Source organism: Paracoccus sediminicola, assembly GCF_027912835.1.
Taxonomy (GTDB): Bacteria; Pseudomonadota; Alphaproteobacteria; order Rhodobacterales; family Rhodobacteraceae; genus Paracoccus; species Paracoccus sediminicola.
The window spans coordinates 2,949,782-2,971,081 of record NZ_CP115768.1 but is presented as its reverse complement, the minus strand read 5'-3'; the positions used below and the strand labels follow the sequence as shown (position 1 = coordinate 2,971,081).

Sequence of the window (21,300 nt, the reverse complement as noted above, 5' to 3'; positions counted from 1 at the left end):
AAAGCAAAACGCCGCGCCAGATGGGGCGCGGCGTTTCATGCGCTGAAGGCACGGTCAGGCGACGTTATGCTTGTCCTTGAATTTCAGGCGATACTCGTGAAGCAGCGGCTCGGTATAGCCCGAGGGCTGCTCGCGCCCCTTGAAAACTAGATCGCAGGCGGCCTGGAAGGCCAGCGAATCCGAGCCGTCGCCCATAGGCAGATAGTTCGGATCGCCCTCGTTCTGGCGGTCCACGATTTCGGCGGCCTTCTTCATCGCCTTCATCACCCGCTCTTCGGTGACGACGCCGTGATGCAGCCAGTTCGCCAGCATCTGCGAGCTGATCCGGCAGGTGGCGCGGTCCTCCATCTGGCCGACATCGTTGATGTCCGGCACCTTGGAGCAGCCGACGCCCTGATCGACCCACCGCACGACATAGCCGAGAATGCCCTGCGCGTTGTTCAGGATCTCGGAATCGATCTCGTCATCGGGATAGAGATTCGACGGCGCAAGCGGGATTTCCAACAGCTCATTCAGCGTCCGGCGCGGCGCCTTTTTCAGGATTTCGTCCTGCCGGTCCTTCACATTGACCTGGTGGTAATGGGTGGCATGCAAGGTCGCCGCAGTGGGCGACGGAACCCAGGCGCAGTTCGCGCCGGATTTCGGATGGCCGATCTTGGCGTCCAGCATGGCTTCCATCCGGTCGGGCATGGCCCACATGCCCTTGCCGATCTGACCCTTGCCCTGAAAGCCGCAGGCTAGCGCGATATCGACATTCCGATCCTCATAGGCCTGAAGCCAGGTCTCGTCTTTCATCTGCGCCTTGCGCTTCATCACACCCGCTTCCATCGAGGTATGGATCTCGTCGCCGGTGCGGTCGAGGAAGCCGGTGTTGACGAAAGCCACGCGATGCCGTCCGGCGCGGATGCATTCCTTGAGATTGGCCGAGGTGCGACGCTCCTCATCCATGATGCCGAGCTTGACGGTGTATTGCGGCAGTCCGAGGATTTCTTCGACGGTCCCGAAGATTTCGTCGGTCAGCGCGACCTCGTCGGGGCCGTGCATCTTGGGCTTCACCACATAGACCGAGCTGGCCGAGTTCAGCTGCTTGCCCTTCAGATCGTGCACCGCCGCCGTCACCGTATACAGCGCGTCCAGCAGACCTTCGGGAATTTCCTTCCCCTCCGCAGTCAGCACGGCGGGATTGGTCATCAGATGGCCGACATTGCGCACGAACATCAATGCGCGCCCCTTCAGCCTGGCCGCCTGCCCGTCCGGGGTGGTATAGTCGATGTCATCGGCCAGGCGGCGCGTCATCTGCTTGCCGCCCTTTTCGAAGGTCTCTTCCAGCTCGCCGTTCATCAGCCCCAGCCAGTTGCCATAGGCCAGCACCTTGTCGGTCGCATCGACGGCGGCAACAGAATCTTCGCAATCCATGATCGCCGACAGCGCGGATTCCAGACGCAGATCCGCGACCCCCGCCTTGTCGGAAGCGCCGATCTGGTCATCACGGTCAATGTCGATGATAATATGCAGGCCGTTATTCACCAGCACGATGCCCTCGGGCACGTCAGCGGCGCCGATATACCCCGCAAACCCCGCCGCATCCGACAGCCCGACCTCACCGCCATCAGTGGTCGCCACGAGCTGGCCGTCCTTGACCGCATAGGCGGTCACATCGCTGTGGCTTGCCCCGTCGAGCGGCACGGACCGGTCAAGAAAATCCTTGGCCCAGGCGATGACCTTCGCCCCGCGATCTGCGTCATAGCCCTGGCCTTCGGGCAGGCTGCCAAGAGCATCAGAGCCATAAAGCGCATCGTAAAGGCTGCCCCACCGCGCATTCGCGGCGTTCAGCGCAAAACGCGCATTCATCACCGGCACGACGAGTTGCGGACCGGAGACCTTGGCGATCTCGGGATCGACATTCGCGGTCTCGATCTCGAAATCAGGGCCTTCCTTCACAAGATAGCCGATCTGGTCGAGGAAATCGCGATACTCTGCCTCGTCCATGGGATTGCTGCGATGCGCCACATGCCAGCGGTCGAGCGCATCCTGAAGCTCTTCGCGCTTGGCGAGCGCGTCGGCATTGCGGCCCGCATAGCGTTTGACCAGATCAGCCAGCCCGGCCCAGAAATCATCGGCAGACACATTCGTGCCCGGCAGCAGCCTGTTCTCGGTGAAGTCCACCAGCTCATCGGCGACCTGGAGCCCTGCCTTCTGATCGTATCCCATTTTCGATGTTCCTCGCTGTCACGCGCGGGGGTCAAGCAGACCGCCGCCTTCTTTCCCGAAGTGAGGGGGACCCTGCCCCGCAAATTTATCAGGACCAATTGACAGCTTTGGGCGGAATGGGCAAGCCGGTGCCGCCCCGAACGGAACGGCACCGGCCCCTGTTTTCCCTTCAGATGACGATCAGTGACCGCCGTCCGACTGCATCGCGGCTTCGCGCAGATCCTCATCTGAAAGCGGCTCGGCACCGTTGAAGATCATGTTCAGAAGCAGCGCCGTGATCGAGGCCAGCAGGATACCCGAGTCGATCAGCGGGTGGATTGCATGCGGCAGATGCATCAGGAAGTCGGGCGCTATCAGCGGGATCATCCCCATGCCCAGCGACACCGCGACGATAAAGGCGTTCGACCTGTTCTCCTTGAAATCGACCGCGGTCAGGATGCGGATGCCGGTGGCGGCAACCATCCCGAACATGACCAGACCGGCCCCGCCCAGAACGACCGTGGGCAGTGCCTCGACAAGAGCGCCCATCTTCGGAACCAGCCCGAGGATAATCATGATGATCCCTCCGGCAACGCAGACGAAGCGCGAGCGCACTCCGGTGACGCCGACCAGACCCACATTCTGGCTGAACGAGGTATAAGGGAAGGTGTTGAACAGCCCGCCGATGAAGGTGCCAAGCCCGTCCGTGCGCAGACCGGCCGCCAGCTGTTGCTGGGTCGGGCGTCGATTGCACATCTCGCCGAGGGCAAGGAACATGCCGAGAGACTCGATCATCACCACGATCATCACCAGAGTCATGGTCAGGATCATGATCGGATCGAAGATGGGCATCCCGAAATGCAGCGGCGTAATCAGCGCGAACCAGCCCGCCGTGTCGACGCGGTCGAAATGCATCAGGCCGAACATCGCGGCAATGATCGCGCCCACGATGATCCCGATCAGAACCGCGATATTCGCAAAGAAGCCGCGCGCATATTTCATGACCAGGATGATTGCCCCCAGCACGACAGCCGCGATCAGAAAATTCTGAGGCGCGGCATAGGCGGGATTGTCGACCGTCGGCGCCAGCACGAGCCCTTCGGGACGGGCCGGCACGCCGTTCAGGCTGGATACCGTGTCCAGCCAGCCCTGCGCTTCGGGATTGACCAGGCGGGGTGCCGTCGGTCCGACCGGCAAGCCGAAGATCCAGTTGATCCCGATCCGCATCAGGCTGACACCGATCACCAGAATGATCGAGCCTGTCACGATGGGCGGGAAAAAGCGGATCAGCTTGGACATTAGCGGCGCGATCAGCATCGAGATGACACCCGCCGCCATGATCGCCCCGAAAAGCATCCGAGCGCCCTCGGTTCCGGGATTGGCTAACGCGATGGACACCATCGGACCCACTGAAGCGAAGGTCACACCCATCATGACCGGCAGTTTGACGCCGAAATAGGGTGTTACCCCATACGACTGAATAATGGTCACAACCCCGCAGACGAACAGATCCGCAGAAATAAGAAACGCAACTTCTTCGGGTTGCAGGCCAAGCGCGCGGCCCACGATCAGCGGGACGGCGATCGCCCCCGCATACATCACCAGCACATGCTGCAACCCGAGGGTAAACAGCTTTGGCGCCGGCAGAACTTCATCAACTGTATTGACCATCATATCTGATGCCATGTCGGACTCCCTGTCTGAAATATCGGCTTTCTTGTTTTTGGGCGGACCCCTCTGTTCCGCCGTCTCGCTCCCTGTTGCCCGCGACTATCGCGGACCCTCTCCCTCCGCGTGTGCGGCCCCTCCGACCGCAACCCGCCTCTGGTCTCTCACCTTACCGCGAGCGCGCAGGCAATTCTTCGAATTCCCGACAACGCGGCCAGGCCGCATTTTCAAATTTTAGTATTATGAAGCAGTCACTTAAGAGGCGACCAGATTTGCTGCACTTTCTTGACGTTCACGAAACTGCTTCGTAATTGTCATGATCGGCAAGGAAACCGGTTCAACGCGAAAGTGCCATATGCCGATTCACATCCTTGTAGAGCAAATAGCGGAACGGCCCCGGACCGCCGGCATAGCAAGCCTGAGGGCAGAAGGCGCGCAGCCACATGAAGTCACCGGCCTCGACCTCGACCCAATCCTGATTCAGCCGATAGACCGCCTTGCCCTCAAGCACATAGAGCCCATGCTCCATCACATGGGTTTCGGCGAAGGGGATCACTCCGCCCGGCTGGAAGGTCACGATATTCACATGCATGTCGTGACGCAGATCGGAGGGCTCGACAAAGCGCGTCGTGGCCCAGGCGTTATTCGTGTCCGGCATCGGGATCGGGTCGTGATCGCGCTCATTCGTGATGAATGCTTCAGGGGCATCCAGCCCGTCCAGTGCCTGATACGCCTTGCGGACCCAGTGAAACCGCACCGGGGCGCTGCCGGTATTGCGGATCGTCCAGTCGCTGCCCGGAGGCAGATAGGCATAGCCGCCCGTCTCCATTTCATGAGCGGTGCCGTCGAGCGTCAGCGTCATCGCACCTTCGACGACAAAGATCACCGCCTGCGCCGCCGGGTCGGTCTCGGGGCGATCACTGCCCCCGCCGGGCTGAACCTCTGCGATATACTGCGAAAAGGTCTCTGCGAAGCCCGAGAGAGGACGGGCGATGACCCAGAACCGCGCATCCTCCCAGAATGGCAGCAGCGAGGTGACGATATCGCTGAACGTGCCCTTCGGGATCACCGCATAAGCCTCGGTGAACATGGCGCGGTCGGTCAGAAGCTGCGTCTGCGGCGGCAAGCCTCCGATCGGGGCGTAATAGCTTCTGTCGGTCATGGCTTTCTCCTGCTGTTCGCGGATCATGAAACAGCCGGGTCTCCGCTTTGCCAAGGTTTTTGGCGGCGCGCGCAGCCTGAAGCATTCATCGGAAGAATTTGACAATCGCGCGGGTCTTGCAGGGCTAGGGTGACCAATACAGCGCGATCACGCACTTCTATTGCGTGGCAAGAGCCGAATGGTTGAGGATTGCCTCTGCCGCGAGCGCCGCACCCTCTGCGTTGAAATGCGCATCCGCCGCATAAAGCGTCTTTGGCGCGCCCTGTTCCTTGAAGACCGGAGTCAGATCGATCACGTCGATCCCGGCACTCTCGGCAGCGTCCTTGACCATGTTGCGCAACGGGTTTTGCACGAAGCCATGCGGGAATACGCCGCCAAACCGGTCGAGCGAAGGAATATAGACCACCACGACACGCCCGCCCCATTCGGCGGAAACATCGCGGGCGCGGACCAGAAGCTGCTCATAGGCGGGGTTCGGCTCCATCGCTTTCGGGTAATGCAGTCCGAGAATATTCGCCGTGTTCTGAAGCGCAAAGAAATTGCGCAGGAAGGCCCGCCCCTCGAAGAAGCTGCCGACCGAGGCGGCGCTGCCCTCCCACCAGCCTGCAATGATCTCGGCGGCGCTGTCGCGATGAGAGTCGGACCACTCGACCGCCCCGAAATCCGCGTAAGGTTCTAGCGCATCGTCAAGCCAGACCAGATTCACTTCTTTCCTGAGATTTTCCCAGTCATTGCCCTCGAAAAACGCCATCAGCGTCACTCTTGGCCGAAATTCGGGCCCATAGCGTCCAAGGACGGCCAGTTCGAACAGCGGCCCCGAGCCACGGCTGGCGGTGTTGACCAAAGACCTTCCCTCGCCGCGTAGCTGATCCACGAAATGTTCACCATCGGGCAGGCAGATCCCTTCGGCGAAGCTGTCCCCGATCACCATCAGATCCACCGGCGCGGACGCCGCCGGCCCCGGGTTGCGGAACCCATAACTGTCCGAATGCGACGTGACCGGACGCCCCGCATCGCTGCACAGCATCATCTCGACATCAGGCATCCCGGCCAGGATCGCGTCGTCAAGAGTCTGGGCCTGCCGCTTGATGTTCATCGCCTTCAGCGTATAGGCAGGCGGCATATAACCTCGATAGGGTTCCAGAGACACATCGGTATCCACCACCCCTGCCACACCCACCTGCTGCGGCAGCAGCTTGACGCTGATATAGGCCTCGAACGCAAATAGCGCGGCGAGCACCGCGCTTGCCGTGACACCGACCATCAGCGCGGTCTCGTCCGACAGCCGGAATGCGCAAAACATCAGCAGCAGCGCAATCGCCAGCGGGCCGATCACATAGCGCAGCAAACGCGGCGTGTCCGAGGCATAGTCGCCGAAGTTCAGCAGCGCATAGACCACCGTCAGCAGGAAATAGGCTGCGGGCAGCAGGCACAGCACCACGGCAGCCTTCCGCAATCGTCGCGAGGTCGTCACTCGATCTCTCCCCAGAGATGTCCCGCCCGGCATCTGCCCGGCTCAGTCCAGTTCGTATTTCTCTTCGTAATTTTCGCGCAAGGCGGCATCCTGTGCCTCTTTCTCCAGCAGGCAGTCGCCGATCACCAGAAGCTCGATATCGGTGCCCATGAAGCAGCGAAACGCGTCGGTCGGGGTGCACACGATGGGCTCTCCCCTGACATTGAACGAGGTGTTCACGACCAGAGGACAGCCGGTCAGTTCCTTGAAACGGGAAATCAGCGCGTGATAGCGCGGGTTGGTCTTGCGATGCACGGTCTGTACCCGCGCCGAGTAATCGACGTGAGTCACCGCCGGAATCTCGGATCGCTTGACGTTCAGCTTGTCGATCCCGAAAAGCGCCTGTTCCTCGGCCGTCATCTGGCGGCGCAGACGCTCCTGCACATCGGCGACGATCAGCATATAGGGGCTGTCGCCGTCCAGCTCGAACCAGTCACCGACATCCTCCCGCAGCACCGAAGGGGCAAAGGGGCGGAAACTCTCGCGATATTTGACCTTGAGGTTCAGCAGCTTCTGCATCGTCTCCGAGCGGGGATCGCCAAGGATGGACCGGCCCCCAAGCGCACGCGGACCGAACTCCATCCGGCCCTGGAACCAGCCCACGGCCTTGCCATCGGCAAGTCCCTGCGCCGTGCGCGCAATCATCTCGTCTTCGTTCAGGGTCGAGAATACCGCGCCGGCCTCTGTCAGTTCACGCGCGATCTGTTCGCTTGAAAAGCTTGGGCCCAGATAGGCACCCTGCATCGCATCGCCTTCCACGACCTCGCGCGGTTTGCCCAGTTCCATATGCCACGCAGCCTGAGCCGCGCCGAGCGCGCCGCCCGCATCGCCCGCAGCAGGTTGAATCCAGAGATTGCGGAACGCCCCATCCCGCAGGATCTTGCCATTCGCCACGCAATTCAGCGCCACGCCTCCGGCCAGACAGAGCGAGTCGATCCCGTGCTCGGCCGCGAGATTGCGGGTGATGCGCAGCATGATCTCTTCGGTGACGGCCTGCACCGAGGCGGCAACATCCATATGGAACTGCGTCAGCTCCTCGCTTTCCGGCTTGCGGACCGGCTGGCCGAGCAGCTCTTCCATCGCCTTCGAGGTCATGGTCAGGCCGGAGGTATAGTTGAAATAGGTCTGATCGAGCCGAAACGATCCGTCCTCTTTCACATCGACCACCTTGTCGAGGATCAGATCCTTGAAGCGCGGCTCGCCATAGGGGGCCAGCCCCATCACCTTGTATTCGCCCGAATTGACCTTGAACCCGGTGTAATAGGTAAACGCCGAATAGAGTAGCCCCAGCGAATGCGGGAAATGAAGCTCCTTCACGATCTCCAGCGCGTTGCCGCGCCCGATTCCGACAGTCGTCGTCGCCCATTCGCCGACGCCGTCTATGGTCAGGACGACGGCATTTTCGAAGGGTGAGGGGAAGAAGGCGCTCGCCGCGTGGCTGATATGATGCTCGGCGAACATCAGCTTGTCATCGCTGAAGTTCTTGTCGAAATTCCGCAGCTCTTTCTTCAGCAGATCCTTCAGGAACAGCTTCTCGCGCAGCCAGACGGGCATGGCCATGCGGAACGAATTGAATCCGCGAGGCACCACCGCAAGATATGTCTCCAACAGCCGCTCGAATTTGAGAAACGGCTTGTCGTAGAAGGCGACGTGATCCACGGCGGACAGCGGGATGCCGCCCGCCTCCAGCACATAGCGGATCGCATTCGCCGGAAAACGCGGATCATGCTTGCGGCGCGTAAAGCGTTCCTCTTGCGCCGCCGCGACGATCTTCCCATCCACAAGCAGCGCCGCAGCGCTGTCGTGATACAGGGCCGAAATGCCAAGTATCGCGGTCACGGATCAGAACAGCGTATAGATGAAGGGCGCAACGGCAGATCCCTGGCTGAGAACGATCAGCGCGCCGAAGACACCAAGAATGATGAGAATGGGGAATAGCCAGAATTTCTTGCGCTCACGCAGAAATCCCCACAATTCGGAAATCAGTGACAATCGTGAACTCCTTACATTCGGCGCGGATCAGTATTGCAGCTTCATGGATTTCGGCGGGTCGTTCCGCCGGATCCAATAGCTTTGCGCATCAGGCTTCATTTCAAGAGCCAGAAGATCCTTGCCAGATACTCTTAACATCATCCCGATGGGGATGAACGCGACCAGGTAGACCAATGCCATGACGATGGGCGCCACGATGGCCCCAAGCAGAATCCCCAGCTTGAACCAGAGCTGATTCGGCACGCGCAGAAGATGGGGCGCCGCAAAGCTCAGAGCCAGAAAGACAGCGGCGATCGCCAGCACAATCCAACGCGGCGAGTCGCCGCCGAGCAGGGGCCACAGCCCGATCAATGCAAAGACAGCTGCGAAGACAAGGCCGAAACCCCGCTCCGAACCCATTTTGACATCAACGTTGGACTGGTGATCACTCATAACGATTCCATAACATGACACGCCATAAATATATCAAGGAAAAGGGAAATTAAAAATTAGTATAAATTGATAGTTCCGTGAATTGTGCCCAATCGCGCCGGATCGGCGGCGTCACGCCGACCTGCGGAACCTTGTCGCGGCGGCGTCCCGAAACCGGCTCAGACGCGGTAATAGCGGATCCCGGCAACGAACCCGTCCAAGCCCGCCACGCGCGCGAAGTGGTGCAGATCGCTCGTCTTGTTGATGAATCCGGCGCCGCGGAAGTTGAGCGATGTGTTACACAACACGCCTGTCCCGGTCCTGTCGCGAAACGCCTTCAGAAGCCGGTAGAGCATAGGGTGCTGATTCGGCGTCACCGTCTGGACCCGTGCCGAGCCATCGGCATGGCGGATCGATCCAAGCGCGGGATCGGTCACCTGATGCAGATACAGCATATGCGGCGAAGGCAGCGGTCCGTCGAAATGCCGCGCGGCATCTTCTGCCAGGCAGACCGGCGACACCGGGCAATCCAAAGGCCGGCCCTTGATGCGGTTAAGCCTCGCGCGCATCTGCGGATCGAAAGGCGCGGCGAGGATCGAACGGTTGCCCAGCGCGCGCGGTCCGATTTCGCAATTGCCCGAGGCCCACCCGATCACATCGCCCGCGACAAGCGAATCTGCAATAACATCGAAATTCAGCTCCGCCCCCTCCAGCCCCGGCACCCCTGCCACGTCATCCTGAAAGGGTTGACCCGCATAGACCGACCAGTCGAGCTTCGCGCGGCCCGTGAAATGCCGCATCGCATCGGCGGCGGTGCCGATGGCGCAGCCCGCATCTCCGGCGGCGGGTGATACGAAAATCCGCTCGCATATCCCCGCGTCCCGCCAGGCAGTGGTCCAGACGCAATTCAGCGCCCCCTCGCCACAGATCAGCAGCGGCAGACCGGGGTCCAGCAACCGCGCCGCGGTGTCCCGGAACCGGCGGAAGATCTCATCCGAAAGCTTCGCCGCAAAGTCGCGGAAACGTGGCGCGTCGTGGCCGATGCCGCGCAGGTCATTGTTCTGCGGCAGGCGTATCGTCCCTTCGGACAAAAGCGCCGCGATCAGCGCATCGGCCTCCGTGTCGGAGGCCCGAGGATCACCGCCAGACGCCACCCCCATCATGCGCCCGAAATCATCAGGGCCGGGAGGCTCTGTCATGTCGCTTCGTGAAGCGTCGGCATAGGCATAGGCGAGCGCAAAGCGATAGCAGGGATGTTCGATTGCCCGACCGAGATGCCGGATCTCAAGCCTTTCGTCGATGCGGTAGAAATCCCCGATGACATCGTCCCAGAGCAGTATGTTGCAGGGCTGCCCCTGCGCAAAAGGCGACATCGCATAGGCCGACCAGAGATGCGCCCGCTCATGGCTTGAGGAATAGAAATCCACCATCTGCCCGAAGAATCTCTTCTTCCCCACGCTCTGCGCTTGCGGGCCGATCCCGAAATACCCCGCACCGCTGGCCGAAGCATATTCCAGCCCGGTCCCCGCATTGCCGCTGAGCGCCAGCACGTCGGGCAGGTCGCTGAACCACTCTGCCCCGTCGATGAAGGTGTCCACAGTGGCCGAGGTGTTCTTGGGAAAGCTGTCCTTCTCGGCCTCGTAGGAAAACAGCAGAGCGCCGGATTCGGCATCGACCGCGGCAAGCGCACCGCCTTTCCCGGACTTGAAGGCAAGTATCTTCACAACATTCCTCGTCACACCCCGCCGCATGGCAGCGTTGTCACAAGTGTCGCACAGGAGGATACCTCTGGGAAGACTACGAAATTTCTGCGTTGCCGCGTCCCCCGCGAGACGCGAGGCACAGAACCAGGACTGAGTCAGATCGGCGCCTGCGATCAGGTTGCGCCGAGGATCAACCGGAGCGCGATCACGAACAGCAACGCCATGATGAGCCGGTCAAACAGCCTCACGCCGACCCGCCGGACCAGCACCGCCCCAAGCGGCATCCCGGCGAAAAGCGGGATGCAGGCGATCACGCTGATCGCGAGGATCTGCCAGCTCATCAACCCAACCCCGATCAGCGAGGGGAACTGAACCGCCGTCATCGCCGTGAACATCGCCGAGATGGTGGGTATGAAACGCTCTCGCGGCAGGCGGACGGCGTGCAGAAAGGTCACGGATATCGGGGCAGAGATCCCCGCCGCACCCTGCAAAAGCCCGGCCGCCAAACCGGCAGGCGCCGCCAGCATCCGCGCAAGCCCATAGCGCAGCGACCAGTCGGGCTTCAAAAGGCGGAAGCCGACATAGAACAGCGCCAGGCTGCCAACGACGATCGACAACAGATCAGCCGGAAGGGCCGCCAAAAGCAGCGTGCCGAAAAAGGCTCCGACGGCGCCAGAGATCACCAGCCGCCAGACAAAACCGCGATCCTCGATATTCTGCCGGTATTGCCAGGCCTGCCAGATATTCGATGCGAGCGCCGGAAGCACGAACAGCGCCACGGCGTGATGGACGCCGAAATAGATCGAGGTGATCGGCACGACGATGACCGGCGTGCCCGCGCCGATCGCGCCTTTCAGGATACCGCCCATCAGGAAGGCGATCATGGCCACCGCCAGCGATTCGATCATCATACCCCTCTGCGCTGCGCTAGCCGAGCAGCCGCACCAGCATCAGCGAGATGCCAGGCACCATCACCAGCACCGCGATCCGGATAAAGTCGCTGATGAGGAAGGGCAAGACGCCCCGGAAACTTTCCATCATCGGCACATCCCGCGCCATGCCGTTGATGACAAAGACATTCATGCCGACCGGAGGCGTGATCAGCCCGACCTCGACCACCACCACGGCGAGGATTCCGAACCAGATCAGCGTCTCTTCGCGCGTCATGCCGAAGTCCAGACCGGCGATGATCGGGTAGAAGATCGGAATGGTCAGCAGCAGCATGGACATCGAATCCATGACGCAGCCCATCAGCATATAGAGCAGCAGGATCGCCAGCAGGACCAGCATCGGAGAAAGCCCGCTCTCGACAATGGCATTCGCGGCCAGCATCGGGGTCTGGGTGGCCGAAAGAAAGGCGTTGAACATCTCGGCGCCGAGCAGGATCAGAAAGATCATGGCGGTGGTCCTGGCCGTGCCCTGCAGGCAGTCCATCAGCCCGTTCAGCCGCAGCCCGCCATGCAGCACCGCCAGAACGAAGGTCCCGAAAGCGCCGATCGCGGCGGCCTCTGTCGGGGTGAACCAGCCGCGATACATGCCGACGATGACCAAAAGGAAGATCAGCCCGATGGACCAAGTCTCGCGGATCGCGCCCAGCTTTTCGGCCCGGCTGGCCGGCTCGGCGGCGGGGCCGGCCTGTGGGTTGCGGCGGACGAACCAGGCGATTGCCAGCATGTAACCCAAGGCCGCCAGAACCCCCGGGACCATCGCGGCGACGAACATCTTGCCGATATTCTGCTCGGTCATCAGCGCATAGAGCACGAGGATCACCGAGGGCGGGATCAGGATACCAAGCGTGCCCCCCGCCGCGACCGAGCCGGTCGACAGCGCCCCTGAATAACCATAGCGCCGCATCTCGGGGAGCGCGACCTGCCCCATCGTCGCGGCCGTGGCCAGAGACGAGCCGCAGATCGCCCCGAACGCCGCGCTGCCGCCGATGGTCGCCATCGCCAGTCCCCCCCTGCGCTGCCCCAGAAAGGCGGCGGCCGCGCGATACAGCGCGCGGCTCATCCCGGCATGGGTGGCGAACTCGCCCATCAGCACGAAAAGCGGGATCACTGAAAGTGAATAGCTCGAGAACTGGTAGAATGTGTTGGTCTTGAGATAGGCCAGCATCGGAACCGTGCCATTGACCAGCCAATAGCCGCCGATCCCGGTGGTCAGCATTGCCACAGCGATTGGTACACGCACCGCCATCAGCGCGAGCAGCACCGCAAACCCCGTCAGCCCGGCGGCAATGCCGCTCATGCCCGCGCCGCCTTGAGATGGCCGATCATCGTATAGAAGGTGGTCACGATCAGCAGCAGAAAGGCCGGGACCATCAAGGCCGCACTCGGCCAGACCGGGAGCCGCAGCACCATGGTCTGCTCGTTATAGCCGTAAAGCTCGGTGACGCCGTGATACATCCGCCAGATCAGCAGGATACCGATCAGCAGATACAGCAGGTCTCCGAACGCCTCGAGAAGATGGTTGGTCCGCGCCCCGGCACGGCTGGTGAAGAAATCCACCAGAACATTGCCGCGCGAGACCTGACACCAGGGCAGGAAACAGGCGATCACCACCGCCGATCCCAGCTCGACCATCTCGAAATCGCCGGGGATGGGGGCGCCGGCGACCGTGCGCAGCGTCACGCTGATGACTGTCATCAGCATCGCCGCCATCAGCACCAGCCCGCCGATCCCGGCCACGATCCGGCACAGCATCACCAGCCATGCCGGCAATGACACGTCAAGCGGCGTTTCGGTGACCTCTTCGCTCATGGCGCCCCCGGGCTTTCTGCGTCCGGCGCGGCTTATTCGGCCCGCGCCTCCTCCATCATCGCGCGCGCATCGTCGAGCATCGCCTGCCCGTCGAGACCTGCTTCGGTCATCGACTCGACCCAAGCGTCGATCGCGGGCTGACCTGCCTCGGCCCATTCCGCGACCTGATCCTCGGGGATGACATGAACCGTGCCGCCTGCATCGATGGCCTGCTGACGCTCTTCCGCCTCGGCGGCGTCAAAGGCCTTTCCGGCCAGCGGGGCAAGCGCGGCGCCGGAATTATCGTCGATCACCTGTTTCAGATCTTCGGGCAGACCGTCATATTTCGCCTTGTTCATCACCAGGGCAAAGACCGAGGTGGCCATGCCGCCATTTTCCTGGCCGAATTCCGTATGTTCCTTCGCGATCTCTTCCAGACGCAACGAGCCGGACACCTCCCAGGGCAGCACCGCGCTGTCGATCACGCCGGTGGACAGCGCCTGTGGCAGCTCCGGCACCGGCATCCCGACCGGTGTCGCGCCAAGCGTCTGCAACAGATCCGTCATCACCCGAGACGGCGTGCGCACCTTCAGCCCGCCCAGATCCGCCAGTTCCTGCACCGGGTCGCCCTTGATGTGGATCTTGTAGGCGGCAGGGGCATGGATCAGCAGCGGATGCACCTCTTCCAGCTCGTCAGCGAGATATTTCTCCTGGTATTGCTGAAGCGCCATGGTGGTTTCCAGCGCGGTTCCGGCGATAAAGGGCAGCTCGAACACCTCGGCCTTGGGGAAGCGTCCGGGCGTATAGCCCAGCACCGTCCAGACGATGTCGACGACGCCGTCACGGGCCTGATCGAAAAGCTGCGGCGGCTTGCCGCCCAACTGCATCGACGGGTAGATCTGCACGTCGATCCGGTCGCCGGACTGCTCCTCGACGGTCTTTTCCCACTGGTTCAGCACGCCGGCCTGGATCGGCGCATCGGCGGACAGGAAGTGATGCACGCGCAGCGTCACCTCCTGCGCGAAAGCTGGGGCGCTCAGCGCGCAGAGCGCCACTGTCGAAATAAGCAGATGTTTCATGTCTGGTCGTCCTCCCTTGGTGATTGCGGCTGCCGCGCAATCTCGGCAGCTTGACCGATATTGACCTCTGGCGCCAGAAGACTGGCCCAGTCGTGATCGGGCCTGACGCGGCTCAGCGCGGCGGCGAGCGTCAGATCGGGCGAGGCCTCCACTTCGCGCAGCGCCTGGGCGACGATGGTCAGCGCCTCTGCCCGCGGCATTTCGCGGCAGAGGATAAACCCGGCGGTTTCCGACATCATCACGCCGCGATCGGCCGCAAAGCCTTGTGCGATGCGGTCTTCGTCGGCGCGCAGTGTCGCCGCCAGATCGAGCGCAATGCGCAGTGAGGCAGCAGCCCGTTCCAGCATGGCCGGAAATACGGACCATTCAATTCCCAGCGCCGAGCCGTCGCGCTCGTTTGCATGGACCATCGCCTGGTGCAGCGTCCCCAGATCACCCGCGTTCAACCTCGCCAGCGTCACCAGCGTCTCGGCCGCGACCGGATTCGATTTCTGCGGCATGGTCGACGACGCCCCGCCGGTTCCGGCGCTGAGCTGCGCCAGCTCGGATTGAGACAGCAGCACCAGATCGACGCCGACCTTGCCGAGCGCGCCGGTCAACATGGCCAGCCAGCCGGCCAGCTCGGCAATATTGTCCCGGCTCGAATGCCACGGCATCTCGGTCACACCGATGCCCAGCCGGTCCGCCATGTCCTGCCGCAGCCTGTCCACCTGAGGCCCAAGCGCCGCCGCGCTGCCCGCCGCACCGAAAAGCGACAGCACCAGCAAGCGCGGCAAAAGCTGCTCGAGCCGCTCGGACTGACGCTGCAACGGCGCCGCCCAGATGGCGATCTTGGCGCCGAGCGTCGTCGGCGCGGCGGTCTGGAACCTCGTATGCGCCGGGATCGGTAGATCGGCATACTTGGCGGCTTTTTCACTCAGCAAGGCAATCAGCCGGGAAAGCCGGTCCCGCAGAAGCGCTGTTGCCTCCGTCAGTTGCAGCACCAGACCGGTATCGACGATGTCCTGAGAAGTCGCGCCGAAATGCACCCATGCGGCGTGAACCCCGACCGCTTCCTTCAGCGCGGCGATCACCGGCTGCGCGGCGATCCCGGCGCGCGCGACACCGGGACCGAGCGCCACCGGATCGGGGCGCAGCGACCCCGCCGCCGCGGCTATCGCACTGGCCGCATCCTCGGGGATGATCCCGAGCCGCGCTTGCGCCTGCGCCAGCGCCGCTTCGGCGCGCAGCATTGCAGCGATGGCGGCGCGATCCTCCAGCAACGCGCCCATTTCGGCATCGCCGAAGAGCGGCTGAAACATCGCCGTCACCATCACGTCGCCCTGAGCCCAAGCAGAGCGCGCGCCTGCGCCGGGGTGGCGACCGGACGGCCATGTCTCTCGCACAGCTCCGCCGCGCGGCGGACCAAAGCGGCGTTGGACGGCGCCAGCCTGTCGCGGTCGATGCGGACATTATCCTCGAGCCCGGTCCGCGCATGACCGCCGGAAGAGATCGCCCAGTCATTCACCACGATCTGGTTCGGCCCGATCCCGGCCGCACACCACGGCACATCCTCGCCAAAAAGCCGCTTGACCGTGCGGACATAGAAATCGAACACCTCTCGATCGACCGGCATGGCATTCTTTACCCCCATGACGAACTGAACATAGGGCGTGCCCGCCAGCCTGCCGTCATCGGCCATCTTCTTCGCCTGAAAGATATGCGACAGGTCGAACGCCTCGATCTCGGGCTTGATGTCGTATTGCAGCATCTCGGCGGCGAGCCAGTCCACCAGATCCGGCGCATTCTCATAGACCCGCGTCGGAAAATTATTCGACCCGACCGACAGCGAGGCCATGTCCGGCCTGAGCGGCAGCATGCCGCCGCGCTCTCGCCCCGAGCCGGATCGCCCGCCGGTCGAAAGCTGGACGATCATGCCCGGGCAATGCGTCTCGATCCCGTCCTTCAGCGCCGCGAACCGGTCGGGATCGCTGGTCGGCTTGCCGTCATCGTCGCGCACATGGCAATGCGCGATGCTGGCCCCGGCCTCGAAGGCCTCTTGGGTGGATTCGACCTGTTCGGCTACCGTGACCGGGACGGCGGGATTGTTTTCCTTGGTGGGAAGCGAGCCGGTGATGGCGACGCAGATGATACATGGTTTGTTGTCAGACATCGAAGAACACCGTTTCCTTGTCGCCCTGAAGCCGGATCGTGAAGCGATAGACCGGCACGCCGTCCCGGTCGCCGTCGCGCGCAGCGATCAGAGTCTCGCGCCGATGCTCCGAATCGATGAGGTCGAGCACCGGGTCCTGGGCATTGGCCTCGGCCTCGTCGTCGAAATAGAGCCGCGTATTGAGCCCGATATTGATGCCCCGCGCGACGATCCACAGATTGATATGAGGGGCCATCGGCGGAGAGCTTTCCATCCGGCCCTGCCACGCGGGATCGGTCTTGCTCAGGCGCCCGGACACGCCGGACTGCATGCGCCTTCGCGACCTGACCCGGCCCGGTTTCACCGTGTCGAACCCCCAGACGCCTGTCTCGAAATCGGTGATGACCCGGCCCCAGCCACGAAAACCCGGCTCGACCTCGCCGCCGCCCTCGGGATGCGCATAGATCCCCTCCGCATTGGCCTGCCACGCCTCCAGCAGAACATCCTTCACCGGGCTTCCCATCCCGTCCAGAACCAGCCCCTCGACGCGGATCTTCTGCCCCTTCGGCTCTGGCCCGGCAATGTCCCAGCCCAGCTCTTCGCGATAGATGTCGAACCCCGCCGCACCCGGAGCCAGCCCGATATGAACATAGGGCCCCGCCGTCTGCGAGGCGGTTTCCTTCAGATATTCCGGTCCGCGCTTCATGTCAGTTCCCCTCCAGCCGGTTCTCGAACAGGGTCGAGCGGCGGCCGCGCAGCACAATGTCGAAGCGATAGGCGATGCTGTCCAGCGGAACTGTCGTATTCATGTCGAGCCTGGCGATCAGCTGGTCGATCGCCTCGGGATCGGGAATCGTGGCCACGATCGGGCATAGCGGGATGAGCGGATCGCCCTCGAAGTAAAGCTGCGTGATAAGCCTCTGGCTGAAGCTGGAGCCAAAGACAGAGACATGGATATGCGCCGGCCGCCAGCTATTGACGAAATTGCGCCACGGATAGGCGCCCGGCTTGATGGTCCGGAACACGTAGTAGCCGTTCTCATCCGTCAATGTCCGTCCGCATCCGCCGAAATTCGGATCGAGCGCGCCCAGATAGCCGTCCTTCTTGTGCCGATAGCGCCCCGAGGCATTCGCCTGCCAGATCTCGACCAGCGTGTTGGGAACCGGACGCGCATTTTCGTCCAGAACACGGCCATGCAGAATGATGCGTTCTCCGACCGGATCGGCATCCTTGGCGTAGTTCTTGATAAGATCGTTGTCGATCGGGTCGATATCGTCGTGGCCGAAAACCGGCCCGGTGATCTCGGACAGGGATTGCTGAAGCGCGATCAGACCGTGTCGGGGAGAGCGCGCCACCGAGGTCTTGTAGTCCGGCGTCAGCGCCGGCGGATGGCGGCGGCGGTCGCGCTGATAATACTCGGCGGGGGTCATGCACTCTCCTCCATCTCCGCATAGGTCTGCTTGGCCAGCTTCAATGCGTGATTGGCGCGCGGCACCCCGGCATAGATCGCGACATGCTGGAACGCCTCGAGCACGTCGCGCTTCGTCGCTCCGGTGCGGGCGGTGGCGCGGATATGCATTGGGATTTCGTCGAAATTCCCCGTCGCCGCCAACAGCGCCAGTGTCAGCATCGAGCGTTCTCGGCGCGAGATCCCGTCGCTCGCCCAGACCGTCCCCCAGGCCGAGGCAGTGATCAGATCCTGAAACGGTTGGTCGAACTCTGTCTTGGTCGCCTCGGCACGGTCGACATGGGCATCGCCCAGCACCTCGCGGCGCACGCGCATTCCTGTGTCATGATGATCAGACATGGCCGATCTCCCTCAGAAAGGCAGTAAGAACAGACGCATAATCCTGCGCAGCCTCGACGCAAGGCAGATGCCCCACCCCGGCGAGTTCGGCATAGCGCGCGCCGGGGATCATCTCGCCCGTGGCCTTGACCAGTTCAGGCGGGGTCGAGCCGTCCAGGCTGCCCGCGATCATCTGGACCGGCAGCGAAAGCGCGCGGGCGTCCTCTCGCAGATCCGCCTCGGCGATCGCTTGGCAGCAGGCGATGTAACCCTCGACGGGCTGCCGCTCCAGCATAAGCTGCCACAGCGCCAGTTCGGGCGAGGCGCGGAAATCGGGCGAGAACCACCGTTCCATCGTCTGCGCGGACACGGCGCGCAGCCCGCCATCCCGGATCGCGCCGATCCGCTCGGCCCACATCGCATCGGTGCCGATCTTCGCGGCGCTGTTCGAAATCACCAGCCCGCGCAACAGATCCGGCCGGCGTGCTGCCAGAGCCTGCCCGATCAGCCCCCCGATGGACAGGCCGACAAATACCACATCGCGCAGTCCTAACGCGTCAATCAGCGCCGCCGCATCATCCGCCAGGTCGCCGATGCCCCACGCTCCGCCCGGAGACGCGCTCAGCCCGTGGCCGCGCTTGTCATAGCGGACCAGCCGCAGCCCTCCCGGCAAATGCGAAACAAGCGCATCCCAGAGCCGCAGATCGGTCCCCAGAGAATTTGCGAACACCAGAGCCGCGCCGTCTTGCGGTCCCTGATCGGCATAATGCAGCCCGATCCCGTTTGCGTCGATCATCTTCATCAATATGGCAGCCCCACGTAGTTTTCGGCGAATGCACGCTGTTGCGCCTCGTTATCGCGCAGAAAGGCGAGCTCGGCCCGCTGCATCTTCAGATCGAAACGGCTCTGATCGGGATAGCGGTGCAGCAGCCCGCTGAACCACCAGCTGAACCTCTCAGCCTTCCAGACCCGCAGTAGCGCGCGCTCGGAATAGCGGTCGATGCCTTCGCCATCCTTATCCTGATAATACTGGACGAGAGCTTGATAAAGATAATGCACATCGCTCGCCGCCGTGTTCAGCCCCTTCGCGCCGGTGGGCGGCACGATATGCGCTGCGTCGCCGCACAGGAACAGCCGCCCCCACCGCATCGGTTCGGTCACGAAGCTGCGCAGCGGAGCAATGGATTTTTCTATGGTCGGACCGGTTTCCAGCCGCTCGGCCGTCTCTTCCGGGATCCGGCGCCTGAGTTCCTGCCAGAAGGCCTTGTCGGTCCAGTCTTCGGGGTGATCCGACAGCGCGCACTGAATATAATAGCGGGAAAGCTGCGCATTCCGCATCGAGCACAGCGCAAAGCCTCGCTCGGAATTGGCATAGATCAGCTCGTGATGGACGGGCGGCGTCTCGGACAGAACGCCCAGCCAGCCGAAAGGGTAAGTCTTCTCATATTCGCGGCGAACTTCCAGCGGAATCGACTGGCGGCTGACGCCGTGAAACCCGTCGCAGCCGGCGATGAATTCACAGTCGATGCGCCTGCTTTCGTCGTGCTGGTCGAAAGTCACATAAGGCGCGTCGCCGTCGGCGTCATGGATCACGACGTGATCCACCTCGAACTCGGTCAGCGCCCCTGCCGCGTCGCGCGCGTCATAGAGATCGCGGGTGACCTCTGTCTGGCCGTAGACGATCACCGGAGTGCCGGTCAGCTTTCTGAAATCGATATGAAACATCTCGCCGTCACAGGCGATCTCGGTTCCGTCATGGACAAAGCCCTCGCGATGCAGACGGTCGGCCACCCCGGCCTCTTCCAGCAGCCGGACCAGCCCGGTTTCCAGCACCCCGGCACGGATACGGCCCAGAACATAGTCGCGGGTCTTCCGTTCCAGGATCACCGCCTCGATGCCCTGCCGATGCAAAAGCTGACCGAGCAGCAATCCCGACGGTCCGCCACCGATGATGACGACCTGTGTGCGCATGGCATCCCCTCCTGTGTATGAGGATTGCACAACTCGGTCGCCACGAGAAACGAGTTCTGCGCGCGACGCAATGCCCGATGGGCGAGAGTCAGATCGCGTCCGGCTGACGTGACGGATGCGCCTCGGCAAATTCCGGCAGCGCCTCGCAAACGGCGCGTATCCGGTTCAGCCGGGGGAAAGCGGCACTGTCCAGCCCGAACCGGTCGGCCGAGAACATCTGCGGCACCAGAAATATATCGGCCAGACCGGGCTGCTCGCCAAAGACGAAATTTCCGCCATGATCCTGCGCGGACGCGATCGCCTCACAAGCTTTCAGCCCCTCTCCGATCCAGTGTTGACACCAGCCATCGACGCCCTGCTGTTCCTGCCCGTGATGCGCCTTGATGTATTTCAGCACACGCAGATTTTGCAGCGGATGGATGTCACAAGCGATGATCTGGGCGAAGGCGCGCATATGGGCCCGCGCCACCGGATCCGCAGGCAGCAGCGCGGTGCCGTCATGGGTTTCGTCCAACCACTCGATGATGGCCAGCGACTGCGCGATCTTGGCCGCGCCGGTGTCGAGCACCGGCACCAGCCCTTGCGGGTTCATCCGGCGAAAGCCTTCATCCGCTTGCGCGCCCTCGCGCAGATTGACGGGGACGAATTCGGGCTGCACCCCTTTCAGATTGAACGCGATCCGGCAGCGATAGGCTGCGGATGAGCGGAAATAGCCGTAGAACTTCATGGCCGTGAATCTCCCTTCTGCATCATGACCGGCGGCGCGGCGGTCCCTCGTGCGCAGCTATAGCGCAGATGCACCATGATGAGAGCGGCCAATTTCGCCCGGACCGAGAGAAGCGCGGTTTCGCCGTCTTGGAATTTGCAACCCGGTGTTCGCCGCGCCGCGCGTTGACGCCGGGCCACGCGGCACCCATCGTTCAGAACAAGCCCCGCCGAAGGGGCAGGCGATCTTG

20 protein-coding genes are annotated in these 21,300 nt (G+C 62.6%); all 20 read right to left on the bottom strand.

The features are described 5' to 3' along the window. Window positions 1-54: 54 nt before the first annotated feature. The 20 genes from PAF18_RS14565 to maiA all read right to left on the bottom strand — a co-directional run bounded on the left by PAF18_RS14565 (window position 55) and on the right by maiA (window position 21,071). Window positions 55-2,211 carry a malate synthase G gene (locus tag PAF18_RS14565; protein ID WP_271116407.1) on the bottom strand — a complete coding sequence of 719 codons (2,157 nt, stop codon included), beginning with the start codon at window positions 2,209-2,211 and terminating at the stop codon, window positions 55-57. A gap of 180 nt (window positions 2,212-2,391) precedes the next feature. After that, window positions 2,392-3,876, bottom strand: coding sequence for a nucleobase:cation symporter-2 family protein (locus PAF18_RS14560; protein WP_271116406.1), 1,485 nt, complete (start codon window positions 3,874-3,876; stop codon window positions 2,392-2,394). Window positions 3,877-4,195: 319 nt separating this feature from the next. Beyond that, window positions 4,196-5,020, bottom strand: coding sequence for a bifunctional allantoicase/(S)-ureidoglycine aminohydrolase (locus tag PAF18_RS14555; protein ID WP_271116405.1), 825 nt, complete (start codon window positions 5,018-5,020; stop codon window positions 4,196-4,198). 157 nt (window positions 5,021-5,177) lie between these two features. Then, on the bottom strand, window positions 5,178-6,494 hold the full coding sequence (locus PAF18_RS14550) for an alginate O-acetyltransferase AlgX-related protein (RefSeq protein WP_271116404.1): 1,317 nt from the start codon (window positions 6,492-6,494) through the stop codon (window positions 5,178-5,180). Window positions 6,495-6,536: 42 nt separating this feature from the next. Beyond that, entirely contained in the window at window positions 6,537-8,372 is a 1,836-nt protein-coding gene (locus tag PAF18_RS14545) for a carbamoyltransferase family protein (protein ID WP_271116403.1), read from the bottom strand. Window positions 8,373-8,375: 3 nt separating this feature from the next. Next, the gene (locus PAF18_RS14540) at window positions 8,376-8,525 is read right to left on the bottom strand and encodes a DUF5989 family protein (RefSeq protein ID WP_271116402.1); all 150 of its coding nucleotides are present in this window, start codon (window positions 8,523-8,525) and stop codon (window positions 8,376-8,378) included. Window positions 8,526-8,552: 27 nt separating this feature from the next. Further along, window positions 8,553-8,924, bottom strand: a complete 372-nt coding sequence (locus PAF18_RS14535; protein ID WP_271116401.1) for an SxtJ family membrane protein — start codon at window positions 8,922-8,924, stop codon at window positions 8,553-8,555. A gap of 191 nt (window positions 8,925-9,115) precedes the next feature. Then, on the bottom strand, window positions 9,116-10,660 hold the full coding sequence (locus tag PAF18_RS14530; RefSeq protein ID WP_271116400.1) for a carbamoyltransferase C-terminal domain-containing protein: 1,545 nt from the start codon (window positions 10,658-10,660) through the stop codon (window positions 9,116-9,118). A gap of 152 nt (window positions 10,661-10,812) precedes the next feature. Continuing rightward, window positions 10,813-11,547, bottom strand: a complete 735-nt coding sequence (locus PAF18_RS14525) for a sulfite exporter TauE/SafE family protein (RefSeq protein ID WP_271116399.1) — start codon at window positions 11,545-11,547, stop codon at window positions 10,813-10,815. Between the two features lie 19 nt (window positions 11,548-11,566). Beyond that, complete coding sequence (locus tag PAF18_RS14520; protein ID WP_271116398.1) at window positions 11,567-12,886, bottom strand: TRAP transporter large permease; 1,320 nt, start codon at window positions 12,884-12,886, stop codon at window positions 11,567-11,569. Next, complete coding sequence (locus tag PAF18_RS14515; protein WP_271116397.1) at window positions 12,883-13,398, bottom strand: TRAP transporter small permease; 516 nt, start codon at window positions 13,396-13,398, stop codon at window positions 12,883-12,885. The genes PAF18_RS14520 and PAF18_RS14515 overlap by 4 nt, the downstream gene beginning before the upstream one ends. Before the next feature lie 32 nt (window positions 13,399-13,430). Next, window positions 13,431-14,456, bottom strand: a complete 1,026-nt coding sequence (locus PAF18_RS14510; protein WP_271116396.1) for a TRAP transporter substrate-binding protein — start codon at window positions 14,454-14,456, stop codon at window positions 13,431-13,433. Further along, window positions 14,453-15,757: a lyase family protein gene (locus PAF18_RS14505; protein ID WP_271116395.1), complete on the bottom strand. Its 1,305-nt coding sequence runs from the start codon at window positions 15,755-15,757 to the stop codon at window positions 14,453-14,455. Before PAF18_RS14505 ends, PAF18_RS14510 begins: the two co-directional genes overlap by 4 nt. Before the next feature lie 11 nt (window positions 15,758-15,768). After that, window positions 15,769-16,608: a 3-oxoadipate:acetyl-CoA acetyltransferase gene (locus tag PAF18_RS14500; protein ID WP_271116394.1), complete on the bottom strand. Its 840-nt coding sequence runs from the start codon at window positions 16,606-16,608 to the stop codon at window positions 15,769-15,771. Beyond that, window positions 16,601-17,293, bottom strand: a complete 693-nt coding sequence (locus tag PAF18_RS14495) for a protocatechuate 3,4-dioxygenase subunit alpha (protein WP_271116393.1) — start codon at window positions 17,291-17,293, stop codon at window positions 16,601-16,603. Before PAF18_RS14495 ends, PAF18_RS14500 begins: the two co-directional genes overlap by 8 nt. A gap of 1 nt (window position 17,294) precedes the next feature. Next, window positions 17,295-18,017, bottom strand: a complete 723-nt coding sequence (pcaH, locus tag PAF18_RS14490; RefSeq protein ID WP_271116392.1) for a protocatechuate 3,4-dioxygenase subunit beta — start codon at window positions 18,015-18,017, stop codon at window positions 17,295-17,297. After that, window positions 18,014-18,394, bottom strand: a complete 381-nt coding sequence (pcaC, locus tag PAF18_RS14485) for a 4-carboxymuconolactone decarboxylase (protein ID WP_271116391.1) — start codon at window positions 18,392-18,394, stop codon at window positions 18,014-18,016. The genes pcaH and pcaC overlap by 4 nt, the downstream gene beginning before the upstream one ends. After that, on the bottom strand, window positions 18,387-19,175 hold the full coding sequence (gene pcaD / locus PAF18_RS14480; RefSeq protein ID WP_271116390.1) for a 3-oxoadipate enol-lactonase: 789 nt from the start codon (window positions 19,173-19,175) through the stop codon (window positions 18,387-18,389). Before pcaD ends, pcaC begins: the two co-directional genes overlap by 8 nt. Next, a complete protein-coding gene (gene pobA, locus PAF18_RS14475) occupies window positions 19,175-20,344 on the bottom strand; it encodes a 4-hydroxybenzoate 3-monooxygenase (RefSeq protein WP_271116389.1) in 1,170 nt (389 codons plus the stop codon). Before pobA ends, pcaD begins: the two co-directional genes overlap by 1 nt. A gap of 88 nt (window positions 20,345-20,432) precedes the next feature. After that, window positions 20,433-21,071, bottom strand: coding sequence for a maleylacetoacetate isomerase (gene maiA, locus PAF18_RS14470; RefSeq protein ID WP_271116388.1), 639 nt, complete (start codon window positions 21,069-21,071; stop codon window positions 20,433-20,435). Window positions 21,072-21,300 lie beyond the last annotated feature (229 nt).

Bases quoted from the DNA above. Each gene is read 5' to 3' on its own strand.
- PAF18_RS14565 (WP_271116407.1), bottom strand. From the start codon at position 2,211: ATGGGATACGATCAGAAGGCAGGGCTCCAGGTCGCCGATGAGCTGGTG.
- PAF18_RS14560 (WP_271116406.1), bottom strand. From the start codon at position 3,876: ATGGCATCAGATATGATGGTCAATACAGTTGATGAAGTTCTGCCGGCG.
- PAF18_RS14555 (WP_271116405.1), bottom strand. From the start codon at position 5,020: ATGACCGACAGAAGCTATTACGCCCCGATCGGAGGCTTGCCGCCGCAG.
- PAF18_RS14535 (WP_271116401.1), bottom strand. From the start codon at position 8,924: ATGGGTTCGGAGCGGGGTTTCGGCCTTGTCTTCGCAGCTGTCTTTGCA.
- PAF18_RS14525 (WP_271116399.1), bottom strand. From the start codon at position 11,547: ATGATCGAATCGCTGGCGGTGGCCATGATCGCCTTCCTGATGGGCGGT.
- PAF18_RS14520 (WP_271116398.1), bottom strand. From the start codon at position 12,886: ATGAGCGGCATTGCCGCCGGGCTGACGGGGTTTGCGGTGCTGCTCGCG.
- PAF18_RS14515 (WP_271116397.1), bottom strand. From the start codon at position 13,398: ATGAGCGAAGAGGTCACCGAAACGCCGCTTGACGTGTCATTGCCGGCA.
- PAF18_RS14510 (WP_271116396.1), bottom strand. From the start codon at position 14,456: ATGAAACATCTGCTTATTTCGACAGTGGCGCTCTGCGCGCTGAGCGCC.
- PAF18_RS14505 (WP_271116395.1), bottom strand. From the start codon at position 15,757: ATGTTTCAGCCGCTCTTCGGCGATGCCGAAATGGGCGCGTTGCTGGAG.
- PAF18_RS14500 (WP_271116394.1), bottom strand. From the start codon at position 16,608: ATGTCTGACAACAAACCATGTATCATCTGCGTCGCCATCACCGGCTCG.
- PAF18_RS14495 (WP_271116393.1), bottom strand. From the start codon at position 17,293: ATGAAGCGCGGACCGGAATATCTGAAGGAAACCGCCTCGCAGACGGCG.
- pcaH (WP_271116392.1), bottom strand. From the start codon at position 18,017: ATGACCCCCGCCGAGTATTATCAGCGCGACCGCCGCCGCCATCCGCCG.
- pcaC (WP_271116391.1), bottom strand. From the start codon at position 18,394: ATGTCTGATCATCATGACACAGGAATGCGCGTGCGCCGCGAGGTGCTG.
- pcaD (WP_271116390.1), bottom strand. From the start codon at position 19,175: ATGAAGATGATCGACGCAAACGGGATCGGGCTGCATTATGCCGATCAG.
- pobA (WP_271116389.1), bottom strand. From the start codon at position 20,344: ATGCGCACACAGGTCGTCATCATCGGTGGCGGACCGTCGGGATTGCTG.
- maiA (WP_271116388.1), bottom strand. From the start codon at position 21,071: ATGAAGTTCTACGGCTATTTCCGCTCATCCGCAGCCTATCGCTGCCGG.